This window comes from Gilliamella sp. M0320 (genome assembly GCF_016101635.1).
Taxonomy (GTDB): Bacteria; Pseudomonadota; Gammaproteobacteria; order Enterobacterales; family Orbaceae; genus Gilliamella; species Gilliamella apis.
On sequence record NZ_JACFQD010000001.1, the window covers coordinates 525752 to 545569 of the forward strand.

19 protein-coding genes are annotated in these 19818 nt (G+C 30.3%); 13 read left to right on the top strand and 6 right to left on the bottom strand.

Features of this window, described 5'->3' with window-relative positions:
* Window positions 1–2: 2 nt before the first annotated feature.
* The gene (locus H3T83_RS02345; RefSeq protein WP_198214964.1) at window positions 3–1016 is read right to left on the bottom strand and encodes a glycosyltransferase; all 1014 of its coding nucleotides are present in this window, start codon (window positions 1014–1016) and stop codon (window positions 3–5) included.
* 228 nt (window positions 1017–1244) lie between these two features.
* Here H3T83_RS02345 and msbA (H3T83_RS02350) point away from each other — a divergent pair, with 228 nt between their 5' ends.
* Genes msbA (H3T83_RS02350) through H3T83_RS02365 form a run of 4 tightly spaced genes read left to right on the top strand, consistent with a single transcriptional unit; the run spans window position 1245 to window position 7171 of the window.
* Window positions 1245–2981, top strand: a complete 1737-nt coding sequence (gene msbA / locus H3T83_RS02350; RefSeq protein WP_198214965.1) for a lipid A export permease/ATP-binding protein MsbA — start codon at window positions 1245–1247, stop codon at window positions 2979–2981.
* A 13-nt stretch (window positions 2982–2994) separates the two neighbouring features.
* On the top strand, window positions 2995–4764 hold the full coding sequence (gene msbA / locus H3T83_RS02355) for a lipid A ABC transporter ATP-binding protein/permease MsbA (protein ID WP_232351088.1): 1770 nt from the start codon (window positions 2995–2997) through the stop codon (window positions 4762–4764).
* Between the two features lie 56 nt (window positions 4765–4820).
* Window positions 4821–5939 (top strand): glycosyltransferase family 9 protein, encoded by a 1119-nt coding sequence (locus H3T83_RS02360; protein WP_198214966.1) that lies wholly within the window; start codon window positions 4821–4823, stop codon window positions 5937–5939.
* A gap of 32 nt (window positions 5940–5971) precedes the next feature.
* Entirely contained in the window at window positions 5972–7171 is a 1200-nt protein-coding gene (locus tag H3T83_RS02365; RefSeq protein WP_110453202.1) for a glycosyltransferase family 9 protein, read from the top strand.
* On the opposite strand, the gene H3T83_RS02370 is transcribed toward H3T83_RS02365, so the two are convergent.
* Complete coding sequence (locus H3T83_RS02370) at window positions 7168–8136, bottom strand: glycosyltransferase family 8 protein (RefSeq protein ID WP_198214967.1); 969 nt, start codon at window positions 8134–8136, stop codon at window positions 7168–7170. The two genes, H3T83_RS02365 and H3T83_RS02370, sit on opposite strands and share 4 nt — an antisense overlap.
* Before the next feature lie 154 nt (window positions 8137–8290).
* Here H3T83_RS02370 and H3T83_RS02375 point away from each other — a divergent pair, with 154 nt between their 5' ends.
* The 4 genes from H3T83_RS02375 (at window position 8291) to tsaB (ending at window position 13189) form a co-directional block, all read left to right on the top strand.
* On the top strand, window positions 8291–9268 hold the full coding sequence (locus H3T83_RS02375; RefSeq protein ID WP_198214968.1) for a glycosyltransferase family 8 protein: 978 nt from the start codon (window positions 8291–8293) through the stop codon (window positions 9266–9268).
* 35 nt (window positions 9269–9303) lie between these two features.
* Window positions 9304–10290, top strand: a complete 987-nt coding sequence (locus H3T83_RS02380; protein ID WP_198214969.1) for a glycosyltransferase family 8 protein — start codon at window positions 9304–9306, stop codon at window positions 10288–10290.
* 287 nt (window positions 10291–10577) lie between these two features.
* The gene (locus tag H3T83_RS11490) at window positions 10578–12512 is read left to right on the top strand and encodes an ATP-dependent DNA helicase (RefSeq protein ID WP_198214970.1); all 1935 of its coding nucleotides are present in this window, start codon (window positions 10578–10580) and stop codon (window positions 12510–12512) included.
* Window positions 12509–13189, top strand: coding sequence for a tRNA (adenosine(37)-N6)-threonylcarbamoyltransferase complex dimerization subunit type 1 TsaB (gene tsaB, locus H3T83_RS02390; protein ID WP_110453206.1), 681 nt, complete (start codon window positions 12509–12511; stop codon window positions 13187–13189). Before H3T83_RS11490 ends, tsaB begins: the two co-directional genes overlap by 4 nt.
* A 52-nt stretch (window positions 13190–13241) precedes the next feature.
* Here the strand turns inward: tsaB and H3T83_RS02395 are convergent, their stop codons facing one another.
* The gene (locus H3T83_RS02395) at window positions 13242–13508 is read right to left on the bottom strand and encodes a GrxA family glutaredoxin (RefSeq protein WP_065579308.1); all 267 of its coding nucleotides are present in this window, start codon (window positions 13506–13508) and stop codon (window positions 13242–13244) included.
* A 280-nt stretch (window positions 13509–13788) separates the two neighbouring features.
* Between H3T83_RS02395 and H3T83_RS02400 the strand changes: the two genes are divergently transcribed.
* From H3T83_RS02400 to H3T83_RS02415, 4 genes are all read left to right on the top strand, one after another.
* The gene (locus H3T83_RS02400; RefSeq protein ID WP_198214971.1) at window positions 13789–14481 is read left to right on the top strand and encodes a DUF2884 family protein; all 693 of its coding nucleotides are present in this window, start codon (window positions 13789–13791) and stop codon (window positions 14479–14481) included.
* 70 nt (window positions 14482–14551) lie between these two features.
* Window positions 14552–15403 (top strand): bifunctional methylenetetrahydrofolate dehydrogenase/methenyltetrahydrofolate cyclohydrolase FolD, encoded by an 852-nt coding sequence (gene folD / locus H3T83_RS02405; RefSeq protein WP_065613380.1) that lies wholly within the window; start codon window positions 14552–14554, stop codon window positions 15401–15403.
* Window positions 15404–15471: 68 nt separating this feature from the next.
* Window positions 15472–15963, top strand: coding sequence for a peptidylprolyl isomerase B (gene ppiB, locus H3T83_RS02410; protein WP_065613375.1), 492 nt, complete (start codon window positions 15472–15474; stop codon window positions 15961–15963).
* Window positions 15956–16708, top strand: a complete 753-nt coding sequence (locus H3T83_RS02415) for a UDP-2,3-diacylglucosamine diphosphatase (RefSeq protein ID WP_198214972.1) — start codon at window positions 15956–15958, stop codon at window positions 16706–16708. Before ppiB ends, H3T83_RS02415 begins: the two co-directional genes overlap by 8 nt.
* Here H3T83_RS02415 and modC read toward each other — a convergent pair.
* From modC to modA, 3 genes are read right to left on the bottom strand one after another with little or no spacing between them, the layout of a single operon-like run.
* A complete protein-coding gene (gene modC, locus H3T83_RS02420; RefSeq protein ID WP_198214973.1) occupies window positions 16687–17367 on the bottom strand; it encodes a molybdenum ABC transporter ATP-binding protein in 681 nt (226 codons plus the stop codon). The two genes, H3T83_RS02415 and modC, sit on opposite strands and share 22 nt — an antisense overlap.
* A 6-nt stretch (window positions 17368–17373) precedes the next feature.
* Window positions 17374–18063 (bottom strand): molybdate ABC transporter permease subunit, encoded by a 690-nt coding sequence (gene modB, locus H3T83_RS02425; protein WP_198214974.1) that lies wholly within the window; start codon window positions 18061–18063, stop codon window positions 17374–17376.
* A gap of 12 nt (window positions 18064–18075) precedes the next feature.
* Window positions 18076–18828, bottom strand: coding sequence for a molybdate ABC transporter substrate-binding protein (gene modA / locus H3T83_RS02430; protein ID WP_198214975.1), 753 nt, complete (start codon window positions 18826–18828; stop codon window positions 18076–18078).
* Window positions 18829–19036: 208 nt separating this feature from the next.
* Here modA and H3T83_RS02435 point away from each other — a divergent pair, with 208 nt between their 5' ends.
* Entirely contained in the window at window positions 19037–19813 is a 777-nt protein-coding gene (locus H3T83_RS02435; RefSeq protein ID WP_198214976.1) for a TOBE domain-containing protein, read from the top strand.
* Window positions 19814–19818: the final 5 nt, after the last annotated feature.

Genomic DNA, 19818 nt, shown 5'->3' on the forward strand with positions numbered 1-19818 from the left:
GTTCATTTATGTTTAGTTAATTTTTTAAGACAATATATAATGTTACAGATTATACCAGAAAAATATTTTTTCTGATGTATTTTATGTTTAGAACAATATCTCATTTGATTAGCTGTAATAGCTGATAAAAATGGTATTGATTTTAGCGGTGATTGTTCTTTTGCATTAACAAAATATTGTGAACACTTATAATCTTTAGCCCAATTATGCCACGGTTTTGTCGGTCCGATATAATGAATTAATATTGTTTGTTCTAAATCAGGTGAATAAATCTTATATTTTAGTTCATAATTTATACTAACTTGTCGGTTGTATTTGTTATCGAGATATTTAACTTTTTCGAGAAGTAATAAATTTAATACATCTTGATCAAGATGTGTAAATTTTGGTGATTTATTATTATCTGATAGAAGTTCCAATGCTTGGCTATTTATATTATTTTCATACCATTTGTTTAAATCTATTAGTAAAAAACCTGCATTAAAATAAGCATTTGATAATCGATTTTCATCTAGTCGAAAAGCACATTTTTTCCACCAAATGGAATCTTTGTCTTTAACAACATATGCAATATTGTTATCAAATTGTAATTCAAATAACTCTTCTAATGATCCATTACATATGATATCAGCATCTAAATAGAGAATTTTATCAATTTTTTGATAAAAATAATCAGCTATTATAAATCTAAAATAGGTTGCGATAGTCCAATTCTTTGTAGTAGGAAGTTTCGACAAACTTAAATCATTAACTAAATATAATGTTATATTTGTTTTATATTCTTCAGATAGTAACTTAAAATTTTTTTCAAAATCTTCTGGTAAATGGTTAGTAAATATGTGAAAAGAAAAATTTAGATTAGGATTAAATATTAAAATAGAAGAGAGCGAAACAGCACAACCTAGGGAAAAATTTTTATCTATTCCGTAGGCTATATTCAGCTGATTATCATTGTTACTATTGTTGTTATAAAATGTTATTTTTTTTGTAATAATGTGGTTGACATCGAGATACATTGTTTATTTCCTATTTGTAATAATTTACAAATAAACACATTTAATTAAAAAGCTACGGTTATTGTAAACTTTTAACTTAACGTACAGATTAAATTAAATTTGAACTTTAATTTTATAGTTATTATATAGATAATACAAATTATTTCTAGTTGAAAAAGAATTGAAATAAAATATTAAACAATACAGTTTATATAGTATAATTAGTATTTTGATTAATTGCTCTCTTTTATGAAAAATAGATATAGTTCATTAAACACAATTAAACAATTGTGGCCATTTATTTCTCCAAATAAAAAAGCTTTAATCGTTGCTATTATTGCTCTTTTGTTAAATGCAGCAACTGACGCAACATTAATTTCACTAACTAAACCACTATTAGATAATGGCTTAATGGATAAAAACTATGATATTCTGGTCCTTTTTTCGATAGGTATTATTGGGCTGATTGCTTTACGTGGATTATCCAATTTCTGTTCAACTTATTGTCTTTCATGGCTTTCTGGTAAAGTGGTAACTAAATTTCGTCAATTAATTTTTAATCATTTAATCAAAAGTCCAACTAGTTTTCTTAATAAAAATCCGATTGGAGAACTAGTGACAGTAATAACTTATAATACCCAATTATTATCTAAAGCATCATCTGATGCGCTGATTATTCTAGTAAGAGAAATCGCTTATGCTATTGGTTTATGCGTAGTAATGTTTTATGGAAATTGGAAATTAGCTTCAGTATTAATTGTTGTTGTGCCTGTGGTTATTTTTATTGCCCAATTTATTGCAAAAAAATTTCGTAAAACATTAGTCTCTATGCAAAAAGGAATAGGGAACATAACTACTGCTGCCGATGAAATGATTAAAGGACATAAAGAAATATTAGTTTATAACGCCCAAGAATATGAAAAAAATAATTTCTTAACTATTAACAAAATTTTTAGGCGCAGTATTTTGAAAATCGTTTTAGTTTCTGGATTATCTTCACCTATTATTCAACTAGTTGCTACCTTTGCATTGGGTTTAATATTATATCTTGTAGCAAGCCAATCTTTAGATATTACACCAGGCTCATTTACCGTTGTTTTTTCGGCAATGATTGCCGTTATGCGTCCATTGAGAGAATTAACAAGTGTTCATCTTGAATTACAAAAAGGATCGGTAGCTTGTGAATCATTATTTGGTCTTCTAAATACTCCTTTAGAGGAAGATAATGGAACTATTACATTAAAAGGAGTAAAAGGTGATATTATTTTTAGTCATGTCACTTATACCTATCCAACGAATAGTGTGCCATCTTTAAAAGATGTAAGTTTTAAAATTAATAAAGGTGAAACAGTCGCTTTAGTTGGCCGCTCTGGCGCAGGCAAATCAACAATAGCCAGTTTATTACCAAGATTTTATGATATTGTTGAAGGTGAGATATTAATTGATTCTATCAATATCAAACAATATACGTTAAGATCATTGCGTGACCAAATAGGATATGTTTCTCAACAAGTTCACTTATTTAATGGAACTATTGCTGATAATATTGCTTATGGAGCTAAAAATAGGTATACCAGACAAGATATTATCGAGGCTGCTAAGCAAGCTAATGCAATGGAATTTATTGATAAATTAGAAAATGGAATTGATACCGAGATTGGTGATAATGGAATTTTATTGTCTGGTGGACAACGTCAACGAATTGCAATTGCACGAGTTTTATTAAGAAATAATCCAATTCTTATTTTTGATGAAGCTACATCTGCGTTAGATAACGAGTCAGAAAGATTAGTACAACAAGCAATTGAACGTTTACAGAAAAATAGAACTTCAATTGTCATTGCTCATAGGTTATCAACAATTGAGCAAGCAGATCGTATTTTAGTTATTGATGGAGGTCAACTTGTAGAGGATGGGACTCACCAATCTTTGTTATCCCAAAATGGCCTTTATGCCTCAATGTATCAACTACAATTTAACTCTTAATTAAAATTATATTATGAAAAAAAATAGTAAAAAGATAAATAATGATATAGATCGAGATTTTTCAACGTTACATACTTTTTTTAAGTTATGGCCATATATAACTAAACATAAATTTCTGCTTTTTTTTGCAATAGTATTATTAATTATAAGTGCATTTGCAGATACATCACTTATTGGAATACTGCAACCTTTACTAGATAAAGGTTTTGTTGAAAATGATCAGCACTTTTTATTTATGGCACCAATTTATATTTTTACCTTAGTTTTTCTTCGCGGTGCTGCAAATTATGGGTACTCTTATTTTTTATCTTTAATTTCAACTAAAATTGTCCTTAAAATTCGTCAACGACTTTTTAATCATTTTGTTGATGCTCCAGTGAGTTTTTATGATAAAAATTCAACTGGACGATTATTATCGCGTATAACATATGATACTGACCAAGTAGCCTCTTCTTCCTCAGATGCTTTAATTACTATAGTACGTGAATCAGCATTTATTTGTGGCTTATTTTATACAATGTTTATTAATAGTTGGCAATTATCTTTATCTTTGATTTTTATTACACCTATAGTGATTGGTTTAATTGCATTTGTGTCAATAAAATTTCGAAAAATGGCCAAAACTATGCAAAACTCAATGGGTAATGTTACTATGTCTGTTGAGCAAATGTTAAAAGGTCACAGAGAAATTATTCTTTTTGGTGCTCAAGATGAGGAATCGAATCACTTTGCAAAAGTAAGCAATAGATTTCGAAGAGATACGATGCGTTTAGTCTCAATATCTGCTTTATCTACACCAATTGTTCAACTAATTATATCGTTTGCTATCGCTTTTGTATTATTAATGGCGAGTAACCCAGATTTAAATATTACTCCAGGGCAGTTTACCGTAGTCTTTTCTTCACTAGTTGCTTTAATGCAACCGATAAAAAGTTTAACGAGTGTTAATGCTGACTTTCAAAAAGGGATGGCTGCATGCCAAACTTTATTTTCGATATTTGATCAACCTATTGAGAAAAACAATGGAAATTTAACTATTGAACGGGTAAAAGGTAATATTGAATTTAAACATGTTTCTTTTACATATGAAACTAGACAAGAACCAGCATTAAGAGATATTAATTTTACAGTAGAGCATGGTAAAACCATTGCTTTAGTTGGTCGTTCAGGTTCAGGCAAAACAACTATAGCAAGCTTACTTACTCGTTTCTATGATATAAATGAAGGCGAAATTTTAATTGATAATTATAATATTCAGGATTTAACTCTATATAGTTTACGAGACCAAATAGGCTTAGTTTCTCAAAATGTACATTTATTTAACGATACAATTGCAAATAATATTGCTTATGGGCAAATAGGTGAATATTCTCTAAATCAAATTGAAGAAGCAGCTAAAAAAGCTTATGCCTATGATTTTATAAAAGAGCTAGAAAATGGTTTTGATACTGTAGTTGGTGAAAATGGAATACTATTATCTGGTGGTCAACGACAGCGTATTGCTATCGCTAGGGCTTTATTACGTGATAATCCAATTTTAATTTTGGATGAAGCAACATCAGCTCTTGATTCGGAATCAGAAAAAGCAATACAAAAAGCATTAGAAGAATTACAAAAAGGTCGAACATCAATTGTCATTGCTCATAGGTTGTCGACAATTGAAAACGCAGATAAAATTTTAGTTATTGATGGTGGTGAAATTGTTGAACAAGGAAATCATCATGAATTAATATCTCAAAATGGTATATATTCAAAATTATACAAAAGTAACTTATCAAATTAAAACTTAATATTTTATTTATAAAAAGATATTTTGAATTATAGGAAATTGAAAGGAATATGGTAAACAAGTTACTTAATTTTATTAAACATCTAAATAGACAACGAAATTTAAAAGTTAAACCTTTAAAATTAGCTATTAAATTATACTTATTAAATCGAAAAAAAAAAGTAAGATCGTTATTAACTCCGCAGGATTATTCTTCTGTAGCTATTTTAATGAATGACCAAGGTATAGGTGATGCAATAATCACCTCTTACTTAATTGAATCATTAAGGAAAAATGCTTTTAAAGTTTTTGTAGTAGTAGAAAAACGAATTGCATTTTTATTTGATGAATTTATCTCAGTTGATGGTATTATTTTTTATGACAGAAAGAAGAAGACAGAATTGATAAAAGAGTATTTAGGTAATACTGAAATTGATGTTGTTATTGATCTTGTTGATAAGGGGCCGAATAGTGTTCGACGTTCACAAATAATTAAAGCACTTAATCCATTACATACGATAGGTTTTAATCAAGAAAAATATAAGCTATATGATACATCTATTGATTACCATGATTATACCTCTCATATTTCAAAACGAAGTCAGAAAGTATTGGATTTAATGAACATTAAGGTTGATAGAGTAAGTTATTATCTTAATATCCCTCCTTGCAATGAAAAATCCGTAAATGATTTTTTGAAACCTTATAAATCATTAGGAAAAAAAATTATTATCTTTAATCCATTTGGTTCTAATTCAGCAAGAAGTTTTTCAAATTCTCAAATTGAAATCATTTTATCTTTTTTATCACAATATAGTAACTTCATTACAATCGTGGTAGGTGAGCCAGATAAAATTTCAAATATAAAATCTACAAATAATATTATCATAAATCAAATGGCGTCTTTTTTTTGTACGGTAGCACTGGTTAAACATTCAGATTTTGTGATTACAGTTGACACGTCAATTGTGCATTTAGCCTCGCATTATGATAAGAAAATGGTTTGTGTATATAATAATAGAATAATAGATAATAAGTTCATTAATAATTTTGTATGGGGACCAAATTATGCTAATGCAATTCAGGTTTTCACTGACGAAAATGTTAATACAGGACTTGGTGATTTAATATCTAATTTTGATATTAATATAATGTTAAAACAGTTGGAAAATGAGTTACATAAATTATAAGATAAATGGTAAAAAGGAATTTTTTTATAAGAATGAAGAGAAAAATAAAGCAGTTAAATTGGAAACGTAACTTAATAACCAAAAAAATTAAGTATTTTATTTTTATGAAATTTCTATCATTTATTTTCTTTTTTGTAAAAAGACGAAATGAAATAATTAATCCCGATACAGTAAAAAAAGTGCTGATTATTAGAAATGATTGTATTGGTGATATGATTGTTACTACACCTTTTATTCGTTGTTTATCTAATGCTGGGTATAAGGTTTATATTTCATCAAGAAAAAGTAGTTTAGATATTCTTGATGGTAATCCATATATTAGCGATTGTTTTTTATATCAGGATAGAAAGCTAAATAATTTGGTTGATTCTATTCGCACAATAAGAAAACATCAATTTGATTTATCCATTGATGCAAGATTTCATCGCAGATTAGACCTAAAACACCTAATTTTTTGTTGTTTAATTAAAACAAATATTTTATTGAGTTATAATAAAAGTAATATAAAAGCCTTCAATATATCTTTGCCGTATTATAAACCGAATGATCATGTAACAAATCAATTAAAATACTATTTAGATAATCTTAATATTAAACATGACTTATTCAATTACGATATTTATATTAATCCTTCACAAAATCAGAATGTTACTGATTTTATAAACCGATACATTTATCCTAATAAATTTGTTGTTATTAATCCATTCGGCGGTTCAGAATATCGGTGTTTATCAGGCTCTCAACTTCAAGGGATTTGTGATTTATTTAAGAAACATTATCAGGATTATAAAATCGTACTAATTGGTGAAGGTAAGAAATTTGAAAAATTATCATTGCTAGATACAATTAAATTTAAGTCTGAGACAATTATGGATGTTACTCCATTGATTAAAAGAGCTGATTTAGTGATAAGTGTTGATACATCGATTGTACATATAGCATCGGCATTTTCTACAAAATGTATTTCCATTTATATGGAACCTTTAGCACCAAATTTAGTAAATTTGAAGTCCATATATAGTAGGGAATATAGTGATTACAAATATTTAAGACAAGATTTATTTCTCGATGGAAAATATATAAAAAAATACAAACCTAGACTTGAGTTTCAAATAAATAAAGATCTATGGGCACCAAATAATATTAATGGTAGACAGCTTGTTTATGATGCTAATAGTATCGAATCAGTAGAAGTGCAAAAATTATTGGAATCAATAAAAAAATATATTTAATTATTTTTTTGTCTACCCCGTAATTTATAGATTAAATAAAGAGTATAATATTTCATACCATTAATAAATTTCTTTTCTTTAAAGCTAGATTTTGCATAAATTCGATAATCATTTACTCGCATTTTAGGTTTATAACTTTTTAAATTACAGTTAGCCCAAGGAGTAAAATGTTTATAAAAACAATAAATATTTTGGGCTATACCTGTATGTTCTTGATACCATATTTTTCTTGGACCTGTAAAATGCACAAAATAAGGTAACGATTTTTTATGATGAAAAAAAGATTCTTTTTCTTTTTCATTCATCCAAGTAAATAAATAATTCCATTTAACATCAACAAAAACAACACGTTCTTGCAAAACAATGTTTAAAGCATCTTGGTCTGGGTAGATTAAATTATAATTCTCTGGTGATAATAATGTTTGGTTGGCTTTATTTTCTATGTCAAATTTTTTCCAATTCTGAGTGTTAATATATAAAAAACCTGAATTAAAATATTTTTTATTTCCTAACGATAAACGATTTGCATTTGCTAAAAGATTATCATCATTTAAAGAATCAGCTGTTACCGCACAAACTACTGAATCAATATTGATATTTAAAACAGGAGAAATGTCGCCAAAACATAAGATATCAGCATCTAAGTAAATAAACTTATTAATATAATCAGGTAATAGTCTTGGAACAGATAAGCGAATATACATTGAGCGATTTATATGCTTTATCTTATCATTCTGAATTTCAGAATATTTATCTAACTCATCTGTCGGGATAGAATAAAGATTAATTAAAGGACTAATTTCCTTGAGCTTGTTTTTATCTTCTTCCGAAACATCATACAAAAAAATATGAAAATGAATATTATTACTTTTATTATTGAGTATGATCGAAGTAATAGAAACACCAACATGTTCTAGATAATTGGAATCTGTACAATATACAATATTAATAATACTATTATTCATTTCAAACACTCATTAATACAATTTGTTAAATATATCATAGCTATTTATGTATTACAAAATAGTTAAATAAATATGAAATGGATAGTTAATTTTTTTTATAATAATTAGTTATGTTACAATAAATCAAATTTCAAATTCTCAGTATTACTAGAACATGTTAACAGCAAATCTTTTTATTAGTAAGATTACAACTTTATTTAGTCATATTATTGAATCACAAGAAACAGTGCATATTGCATTCTGTTTCGATGATAATTATGCAATGCCAGCAGGTATTGCTATGTCATCAATTATTATCAACAACCCCGATAAAAATCTTTTTTTTCATTTATTTGCTAATAAAGTATCTAATAAAAAAATTGAAGACTTTAATCAACTTAGTCAGAATAATACCACAATAATCTGTTATGAAGTGAGCGATGATTTCTCGATAAATCCTGATACTTTAGTACTACATGTTTCGGCATCAACGTGTTTACGTTTTGTCGTACCACAAATACTAAATAAAATAACATCCAGAGTGTTATATTTAGATTGTGATATTCTTTGTACTAACAATCTGAATCATTTAATCAATACCGACTTATCCGATAAATATGCCGCTGTAGTGCCTGATGTAGAGAAAACTCAAGAAAAACAATGTTCAGCCTGTGATATTCCTTTTGGTGAATATTTTAATGCGGGTATGATTTATATCAATACTGATATGTGGGTAGATAATAATCTTACCGAAAAAGCTTTTGCAATGATTAATAGTGGTAAAGTTTACAAATTTGCCGATCAGGATGTTCTGAATATATTAATGCAAGGTAAAACTCAGTTTCTACCTAAGATATTTAATCAACTTACATCGCTTACAGTTGGTGGAAAAGAAGATAGCATTTTAAGTGATGATACGGTTATAATTCATTATGTGACTGGTAATAAACCATGGTACCAATTATATTTAACTCCCCTTTATCAACGCTATATGGCTGCTTCACCATGGACTAATCAAAAATTATTATTAGCTAACGAGAATGCCCCTTCAACTACAAGACGTTATGCAAAACTGTTAGCTAGTAAACATCAATATTTCAAAGCTTTTAAATATTATCTTTTATATTTAAAGCACAAAGTATTTAGAAAGTAATTTATTCTAACAAATAGAATAATGGTTTTAGTTGTATGGAAAATGATATGCACTATAGTGATAAATTTTTAAAAAATATATTAGTTTTAAATAAAAATGTACAGGTTACTGAAGGATATCATATTGCTTATTGTTTCGATGATAATTATGCAATGCCAGCTGGCTTATCTTTGATGTCTGTTATTGAAAATAATCCGAATATTGCGATTAATTTTCATTTATTTACTAATAACCTTTCTAAACAAAATTTAGCTCATTTTGAAACATTAGCGAAACAATTTGATTGCTCTATAACTTGTTATGAAATAGATAGCAATTTTTCAGTAAATTCTGATACATTAGTTTTAGGAATATCAATTGCAACATGTTTAAGATTTATTGTTCCTGAAGTTTTAGAAAAAATAACAAGCAGAGTTTTATATTTAGATTGTGATACCTTATGTGTGGGGAATTTAGAAGGGCTTTTTAATAGAGACTTAACTAATAAAATAGCCGCAGTAGTACCTGATATTGAAAATATGCAAAATACCCAAGGTAAACGTTATGGAATCCCTTATGGTGAATATTTTAATGCAGGTGTTATATTTTTTAATACATTATTATGGAATCATAACAAATTAACAGAAAAGACATTTCAACTGATTAATGATGGAAATGTATATACATTTGCAGATCAAGATGTTTTGAATATTGTTATGAAAGAAAATACATTATTACTATCTTCGGATTATAATAATCTAACAGCATTGACAGTGAATGGAAATGAGGACGCTAAAGTTAATAAAACAACTAAGATTATACACTATATAACTAAAAACAAACCTTGGCATCAACCTTATCGAACTAATTTATTTGATTATTATTTTACTAACTCACCTTGGAAAGATATGTTATTACCTTTCTATAACGATAACAAAACTTCTTCAATTAGAGCTTATGCAAAATTAATGTTTAAGCAAAAGAAATATCTATCAGGAATAAAACATTATATTATTTATTTAAAAACTAAATTTAAAAAATAATATTCGGTCAATGATCTTGTTGCTTTCAAGCTTATTTAGTTAATAGATTAGAAAAATTTTAATCTATTTCTAACTAAGCTATTTATAGTTAAAGTTCATGTGTATATTTCTAACGTGGTTATTGATATAGTATACTTCATTTTTTTGATGGTTAATTATCCAATTTAATGACTATTATTTCATGCCAATTTTATGAGGGCGTTATATTTTACTAACGTTAATTATTTCTTTAACAAATTTTCTAAAGTATATAAATAGGGCTTATCTTTTGATTAGGTGTATTTTAAGTGATTGATGATTTTGCAGAAAATGGTTTACTTGCGACAGCTATTGATGGCTTTGTTGCAAGAACGCCACAAAAACAGATGGCAAACAAAGTCACTAAAGCAATACAAGCACAACAATCACTGGTGGTTGAAGCGGGAACCGGTACAGGTAAAACCTTTGCTTATTTAGTTCCAGCATTACGAAGTGAGAAGAAAGTCATCATTTCAACTGGCTCGAAAAATCTACAAGAACAGTTGTATAGTAAAGACTTACCCATTATCAAAAAAGCTTTGAACTATACCGGTAAAATTTCACTCCTTAAAGGGCGGGCCAACTATCTTTGTTTAGAGCGTATGTATCACCAATATGCGGCAGCTGGCGATTTAGATAAGAGTTTACGCACAGATTTAGTTCGGGTAAAAAATTGGTCAATCAAAACTAAAGATGGTGATATCAGTAAATGTACAACGGTAACCGAAGATAATCCAATTTGGCCAATTTTAACTAGCACTAATGATAATTGTTTAGGCAGTGAATGCGAACACTATAATGATTGTTATGTGGTTAAAGCTCGTAAGCGAGCGTTAAATGCTGATATTGTTGTGGTCAATCATCATCTGTTTTTAGCTGATGTTGTGGTAAAAGATACTGGGTTTGGCGAACTGATTCCAAAAGCTGATGTAATGATATTCGATGAAGCTCATCAACTGCCAGACCTGGCATGCCACTATTTTGGGGAACAGCTAACCAGCCGACAACTGTTTGATTTAGCCAAAGAGATAAATTTAGCATATCGAACCGAAGTCAAAGATATGTCTCAGTTACAGCAATGTGCTGATAAACTGCAAAAATGTACTCAAGATTTGCGAATATTAATCAGTCAGCAAAATAACAAAGGCAACCTGCGTTATCTATTTAATCAAGCTAACATTAAACAAGAATTATCTTATTTATTTGATGCTCTTGATTTTTGCAAAGAAGTACTTTTATTAGCGATAGGGCGCTCTACCACGTTAGATAATTGTTTTGATCGTGTTAACCAGTATCAATTATTATTGAAGCGTCTAACAGAAACACATGTATCTGGTTTTAGTTATTGGTATGAGAGTTCATATAGTTCTTTTCTGTTCGCATTAACACCATTGTCGGTAGCTGAAAAATTTGCAGAGTTATTAATCGAGCGCAAAGGAAGCTGGATTTTTACATCAGCAACCTTATCAGTCGATAATCAATTAGATTATTTCACCAAACGTTTAGGATTAACTAATTCTGACTCATTGATTTTAGAAAGCCCTTTCGACTATAACAACCAGACAATATTGTGTGTGCCACGTTATATACCATCACCAAATGAGCAAGGTAATGCTGAAAAATTAGTTAATATTCTATTACCTGTTATTGAAGCTAACAAAGGACGCTGCTTTTTCCTCTGTACTTCATATGCCATGATGAATGCTTTAGCGACACAATTTCGAGAATTGACTAAATTACCTGTGTTAGTTCAAGGTGATACCAGTAAAGTAAAATTATTGGAGCAATTTATTCATAGTGGTAACGCTCTATTAATTGCAACTAGCAGTTTTTGGGAAGGAATCGATGTTAGAGGCGACACACTTTCTTGTGTTATTATAGATAAATTACCTTTTACTTCACCTGATGATCCTTTAATTAAAGCTCGAATGGAAGATTGCCAAATGCAAGGTGGTGATGCATTTAATGAGGTTCAATTACCCGAAGCTGTTATTACCTTAAAACAAGGAGTAGGGCGATTAATTCGCCATCACAATGATCGTGGCGCAATTATTATTTGTGATAATCGATTAGTCATGCGACCATATGGCGCAACATTTATTAATAGTTTACCACCTTCGCCAAGAACGCGAGATATAAATAAGGTCATCAATTTTTTATTATCTAACAGTGAATCGATAACCGATAATTTGGAAAGCAAATGAGTACTATTTTAGCCATTGATACTTCAACAGAAGCTTGTTCAGTCGCATTATTTTATCAAAATGAAATCACTCATGATTTCATTATTTCAGAGCGAGATCACACAAAAAAAATCTTACCCATGGTGGATAAAATTTTGCATCAAGCTGGGTGTAGTCTTTCACAACTAGATGCAATTGCTTTTGCTCAAGGCCCTGGTAGCTTTACAGGAGTGCGAATAGGTATTGGAGTGGCTCAAGGTTTAGCTCTCGGTATTGATGTTCCAATGATAGCTGTATCGACATTGCAAACTTTAGCACAAGGTGCTTATAGAACTAAACGTGCAACTAAAGTTCTTCCAGCAATAGATGCTAGAATGGGAGAAGTCTATTTAGGACAATACCATTATCAAGATCAACAATGGCAAGCGATCATTCCTGAATGTGTGATTAAACCTGAGGATGTGGTAACTAAAATCCGACATATTGATAATGATGATTATTCGGCTGGCACTGGTTGGCAAACTTATCCTAATATGTTAGCAATGATTAAATCAAGTGAAGTGTTATTACCTGAAGCACAAGATTTGGTGGTTATCGCCCAGCAAAAATGGTTAAGAAAGGAAGTGGTTAAAGTTGAAGATGTTGAACCAACTTATTTGCGTAATGAAGTAACTTGGCAAAAATTACCAGGTCGATAAGAGCAGATAAGCTATGGAAATGCGTTATCTGCTGTAAAATTAAGCTTAATATTTATTCTTGGAATAATCCCAAATTCGCTTTGGCATATGCTTCAAAGTCAGTACAGCCACCAATTGGTTTTTCATCAATGAAAATTTGGGGTACGGTTTCAACTGGTTTACCAACACTTTTTGAAAGATCTTCTTTGGTAATACCTTCAGCATTGATATCAACATAACGGTATGAAAAGTCATCTCGTTCTTGTGATAATTTTTCTGCTAACTCTTTAGCTCGCACACAATATGGACATCCTTGACGTCCGAAAATTACAGCATACATAGTTCACCTCTAATAGTTAAATTTAATTGTTGGATTAACTATACTTCAGTTTTAAATAAAAAAAAGTAGTTAAATCTAGTTGATATAATAGATTATACCTATTGACATTACGCTTGCAAAGTTAGCAAGGTATACGTTTTAATCATTTAGATAATTTATCGAGTATTTTATCTGTTATGACAAAAAAATTTTGAGGAAAGGGGGTTTTAAGCCTCAAAAATAGTGCTAATTTGATATTACTCACTATAATTTTAATTTCAACCATTAAATGGATGTCAGTATGTTAAAAAAAATGATATTTATTTTGTCATTAACTTTATCGATAGCTACTTTTGCAGCACAAAAAGAGTGCCCTGTAAAACCAAGTTACGATATTGTGATAAATAAAGACAGTATCCATATATATAATAAATCAAATGATTTATCTATTATGAATGATGGCCAGGTGATATTAAATAAAAAAATAATATCACCAAATCCATCATTGCAAAAAAAACTTGATCAGTTTGAGAAAGGTTTACGCTCACAATTACCTCAACTAGAGCAGCAATCATTAAGTTTATTGTCTGAAGTGAAAGTCGCTTTTGATCAGGCAATCACCAAAAAGTTGAGTGATGATCGTGAACTGCATAGCGAGTTAAATAAATTATATAAAAGATTAGTGAAACTATTACATGGCTCTCTTATTAGCGAGAATGGCAGCACAAAATTTTATTATCAAAATTTTAATAAATTGAAAAAAGATGGGCATGATATTGGTGAACGTATTTTTTATAATGTTATTGGTGGTAGTATTTTAGATTTTAATTTGTTTAAAAACATAGCTGCGATTAAAGATATTTCGAAAAATGAATGGAAGGCTCAAAAACCAAAACTTAAAGCCTTTGATGCTCATATTTGCTCGGTTATTACGGATGTGGATCACCAATATCAACAGATTTTAACAGAACTTAATCAATCGGCCGACAAGTAAATAGACAATAATCAAAACTTTTGCGAAAATATCTTATCTACAATCATCAGGTAAAAGAAGTAATCAGCTTATGACAGCGAATATAATTGATGGCAAAGCGTTAGCATTGCAAATACGCAATGAAATTGCTCAAAAAGTAAAAAAACGTACTGAACAAGGTTTATCTGTTCCCGGTTTGGCTGTTATACAAGTTGGTTCGGATCCCGCCTCGAAAATTTATGTGAAAAATAAACAAAAAGCTTGCGATGATGTCGGTTTCGCTTCTTTTGCGTATGATTATCCATCGTCAACCACTGATGAATTATTAGCATTAATTGATGAATTGAACCAACGCTCCGATGTTCACGGTATCTTAGTTCAATTGCCTTTACCGGATAATATTGATAAAACTAAAGTGCTAGAGCGTATCGATCCTCGTAAAGATGTCGATGGTTTTCATCCTTATAATATTGGTCATTTATTACAACGAGATCCAATACTACGACCATGTACACCATATGGTGTCGTTAAAATGTTGGAATCAACCGGTATTAATTTATCGGGGTTAAATGCAACAGTTGTTGGTGCATCGAGTATTGTTGGTCGCCCTATGGCATTAGAGCTATTACTTTTAGGATGCACAACCACAATCACCCATAGTCGAACAGTGGATGTAGCAAAGCATGTCAGTAATGCAGATATTGTTGTGGCTGGTGTCGGTATACCTAATTATGTCAAAGGTGAATGGATAAAACCGGGTGCTATAGTGATTGATGTTGGTATTAATCGTTTGCCTGATGGGAAATTAGTTGGTGATGTGGAATTTGATGTTGCTAGCCAACGAGCCGGCTGGATTACACCGGTACCTGGTGGTGTTGGGCCGATGACGGTAGCAATGTTAATGAGTAATACATTAGATGCATGTGAAAGATTTAGTGAGTAAGCATATTAAAAGATATTGCTCACCTTTTAACAATTTTTACGTAATAGAATGAAATTAAGGAACATTTTATGATTATATTTCATACTTCATTAGGCGATATTAAAATTAATACTTTTGAAGATAAAGCTCCAGAGACAGTTAAAAATTTTGTTGAATATTGCCAAGAAGGTTTTTATAACAACACCATTTTCCATCGTGTCATTAATAATTTTATGATTCAAGGTGGTGGTTTTGAACCAGGTATGAAACAGAAAAAAACTAAATCGCCGATTAAGAATGAAGCTGATAATGGTTTAAAAAATAATCGTGGTACATTAGCCATGGCGCGTACCAGTGATCCTCATTCTGCAACAGCGCAATTTTTCATCAATGTCGTTGATAATGATTATTTAAATTATCGCTCATCAGATATCAATGGTTATGGTTATTGTGTTTTTGCCGAAGTTGTCGATGGTATGGATGTGGTTGATAAGATTAAAGCGGTTAAAACTGGCCGTAGTGGCATGCATTCTGATGTTCCTGTAGAAGATATCATAATTAAGAGTGTAACGGTTGAATAATCCGGTTCGCTTTTTTATTGCAGATATTCATCTTGCAGACAATCAGCCTGCTGTAGATCATTTTGATATAACAGCAGGTTTTTTATCTTTTCTTAAACAATTACCTAATCAATGTGAGCTTTATATACTTGGTGATTTGTTCGATTATTGGGTAGGTGATGATGTACAGTCAATACTACACAATCAAATCGCTGATGCCTTAAAAGAGCTCTCGTTACGTCATATTAAAAAATTCTTTGTACATGGCAACCGTGATTTTTTAATTGGTAAGCATTACGCTAAACGCTGTGATATGAATTTATTAAGCGATATTAATTGTTTAGTTAATCAGAATAAAAATATTGTATTTCTGCATGGTGATTTGCTTTGCATTGATGATCCTCAATATCAAAAATTCCGCAAAATCATGCATAAAAAATGGCTACAAAAATTATTTCTATTATTACCATTAAAGATACGTTTAAAAATTGCCACTAAATTACGTAAAGAGAGTAGCCAGCATAATCAAATCAAATCTGAAATTATTATGGATGTAAATCCAAAAGCTGTCATTGATATGATGATTGCCAATAACGCTAGTATTATGGTTCATGGACATACTCATAAACCTGCTACACATCATCTTTATATTAATGGCGAGCCTGCGACTAGAATTGTGTTAGGAGCTTGGCATGATGGCATTTCGTATATAAAACAAGAAAAAAATAGCGCCACTTTAGAACTTTATAACCACTCTTTCAAATAATCACTTTGTAGAATTTGTTCAGTATCACCATAGATTTGTAATTTCCCTTGCTCTAAAACTGCTACTTGTTGTGCAATGCGTTTAACTTCATTGATATTGTGCGTTACATAAACAATAGGGATATTTAGATCATTTACTAGTTTATCAATATAGCTTAATAGCTCTTTTTTACGGGGCATATCTAAAGCTGAGAGTGGTTCATCCATTAGTAATAATTTTGGTTCTGCTAATAGCGCTCTACCAATGGCAACACGTTGTTTCTCACCACCCGATAACATTGCTGGATAACGATTGAGAAGTGAATCAATATTGAGCACCGAAACTATTTCGTCAAATTTTTCTTTATTCAATGATTTTGCACCATAAGTTAAGTTTTTTATTACTTTATAATGGGGAAAAAGCAATGCATCTTGAAAAACAGTACCAATTTGTCTTTTTTCTGGTGGAGTAAAAATTCCTTTTTCAGTATCAACCAAAGTAGTTTGATTTAGTTTAATATAACCGCTATCTGGTTTAATCAAACCATTAATAAGGTTAATCAGAGTTGATTTTCCTGATCCGGAGACACCTAAAATTGCCGTTACGCCATGACAGGGAATTTCATGTTTAAACTGGAAAACAAACGAGGCGAGTTTTTTGCTCACATTTATATTTAACATGATGAACTATCCTGTTAACTTCTTTTTATGCCAACGATTAAGCATTTCAGATAAAAATAAAGCAATTAATGATAATAGTATCGAAACAATGCAAAGCCGTAATGCACCGGATTCGCCATCAGGGATCTGTAATAAAGTATACATAGCTAAAGGAATAGTACGGGTTTCACCTTGAATATTTGAAACGAAGGTAATTGTTGCGCCAAATTCACCTAGACAACGAGCGAAACCAAGTACGGTTCCCATTAAAATGCCCGGAAATGCTAATGGTAAAGTAATGGTCATAAAAACACGAAATGGTTTAGCGCCAAGGGTTCTTGCGACTTTTTCTAATCTTGAATCAATTGATTCAATCGCTAATCGAATCGATCTGACCATAAGAGGGAATGCCACCACCGCAGAGGCTAAGGCAGCACCTTGCCAATTAAAACTGAAACTGAGATAAAAATAGTTATTTAGCCATTCACCAATAATACCGTGACGTCCCATCATCAAAAGTAGTAGATAGCCTAAAACAACAGGCGGTAAAACTAATGGAAGATGAACAATACTATCAAACAATGATTTACCTATGAATTGACATCTTGCTAAAATCCAAGCAGTTAAGATCCCTAATGGTAGGCTAAAGATTATCGCTGCTCCAGCTATTTTTAAGCTTAGCAGTAATGTTTGCCATTCAAATTCAGTTAATATCATCTTTTCAAAATACTAATTAGTTAAAAAACCATATTTTTGGAAAATATTTTGTGCTGTTGGTGAATTTAAATATTGATAAAACTCTTTTGCTTCAGGTTTCAATAATGTTATTGGATATTCAATAGCTTTGAATGTATCGGCAGGAAAACTACCAACGACTTTCACTTTATCACTTACTTTTGCATCAGTGCTATACACAATCCCTAATGCAGCTTCATTGCGTTCAACTAACATTAACGCATCACGAACATTACTTGCTGGAGCCATTTGTGGTAACAATTTATCAAATACGCCTAAATTAGTTAAAGACTCTTTAGCATACAGTCCGGCAGGGACATGGTCAGGATCACCGACAGCTAATCTTTCGCCTTTGGGTAAAATTGTTTGCCAGTTAGTCTCTGTATTGATATCTACTTTGTCTAATTTAGATTGTTTTGGGGCTATTAAAACTAAGCCGTTTTTTAACAAATTTTGTTTTTCTGTTGTAATTTTATGTTCAATAAGATAATTCATCCATTTTTGATCTGCTGACATAAAAATATCTGCTGGAGCACCTTGTTCAATTTGTTTAGCTAATACAGAAGAAGAAGTAAAGGAAAATACGATTTCGGTATCTTTATGCTCTTTTTTATAACTAGTTGCGATATCTTGCATTGCATTAGTCAGCGATGCTGCGGCAAATACTGTGATTTTTTGACTGGCTGTTGCAGATAAACTCAAAAATAAAGCTGTTAATATTATTATTAATCCAGTGATTTTTTTCATATTATCCCTTATTTTCGTTATATAAAATAATGCATAACGATGCTATCAAACTTTACCGATAATGTACAATTAATCTTTACTTGTTAGCGAAATTTTATTGTTCATAAAGAGATAAGATTACAATTTTTGGTGGAAAATAAAAAAACGTCTACAATAGAATAACTTTACCATTAATAATGGTTTATTTAATCTAATAAGGCACAAAATAATGCTGTCACCAGAAATTTTATTAACTTTAAACTTAAATCAGCAATTATTTACTGATCCTCGGCGAATTGCCCTATTAAAAGCGATAGAGCAAACAGGTTCATTAAGTCAAGCAGCTAAACAAATCGGTATAAGTTATAAAACCGCATGGGATGCGATTAATGAAATCAATAATTTGGCTCCAACCCCTTTTTTGATTACCGCCACAGGAGGAAAAAATGGTGGAGGTACCAAACTTAGTGCTTACGCTGTAAGATTTATACAACTTTACGATCTATTAACTCAGCTACAATATAATGCATTTAATATTTTAAATGATGACAATATTGCGCTGGATGATATTTTAAAAATCACTGCTAGATTATCATTGCAAACCAGTGCTCGTAATCAAATTTATGGTAGTGTTGCAAATATTGAAACTAGTAACATTGCCGGATTTGTAAAGGTTAAATTAAATGATAATCAAACGGAACTAAAAGCTTATATAACTCAGCAAAGTATTGAACGTTTAAAAATAGATGTTAATAAAACCGTGCTTTTACTTATTAAAGCGCCTTTGATTGAATTGAATAATTTAAATGAAAATCAATTAACGGTTAAAGTTGAAAAAATAATCACTGATGGTCAGTTATCTGAAATTTCATTTTCATTGCCATCAGGTATGATACTTTACGCAAGCAAATTAACCAGCGAAGTTAATCGTGTAAAGTTAATCGAAGGTCAGCAAACAACCATATCTATCGATCCTCAACATATTATCATTGCTACATTAGTTTAGTCATT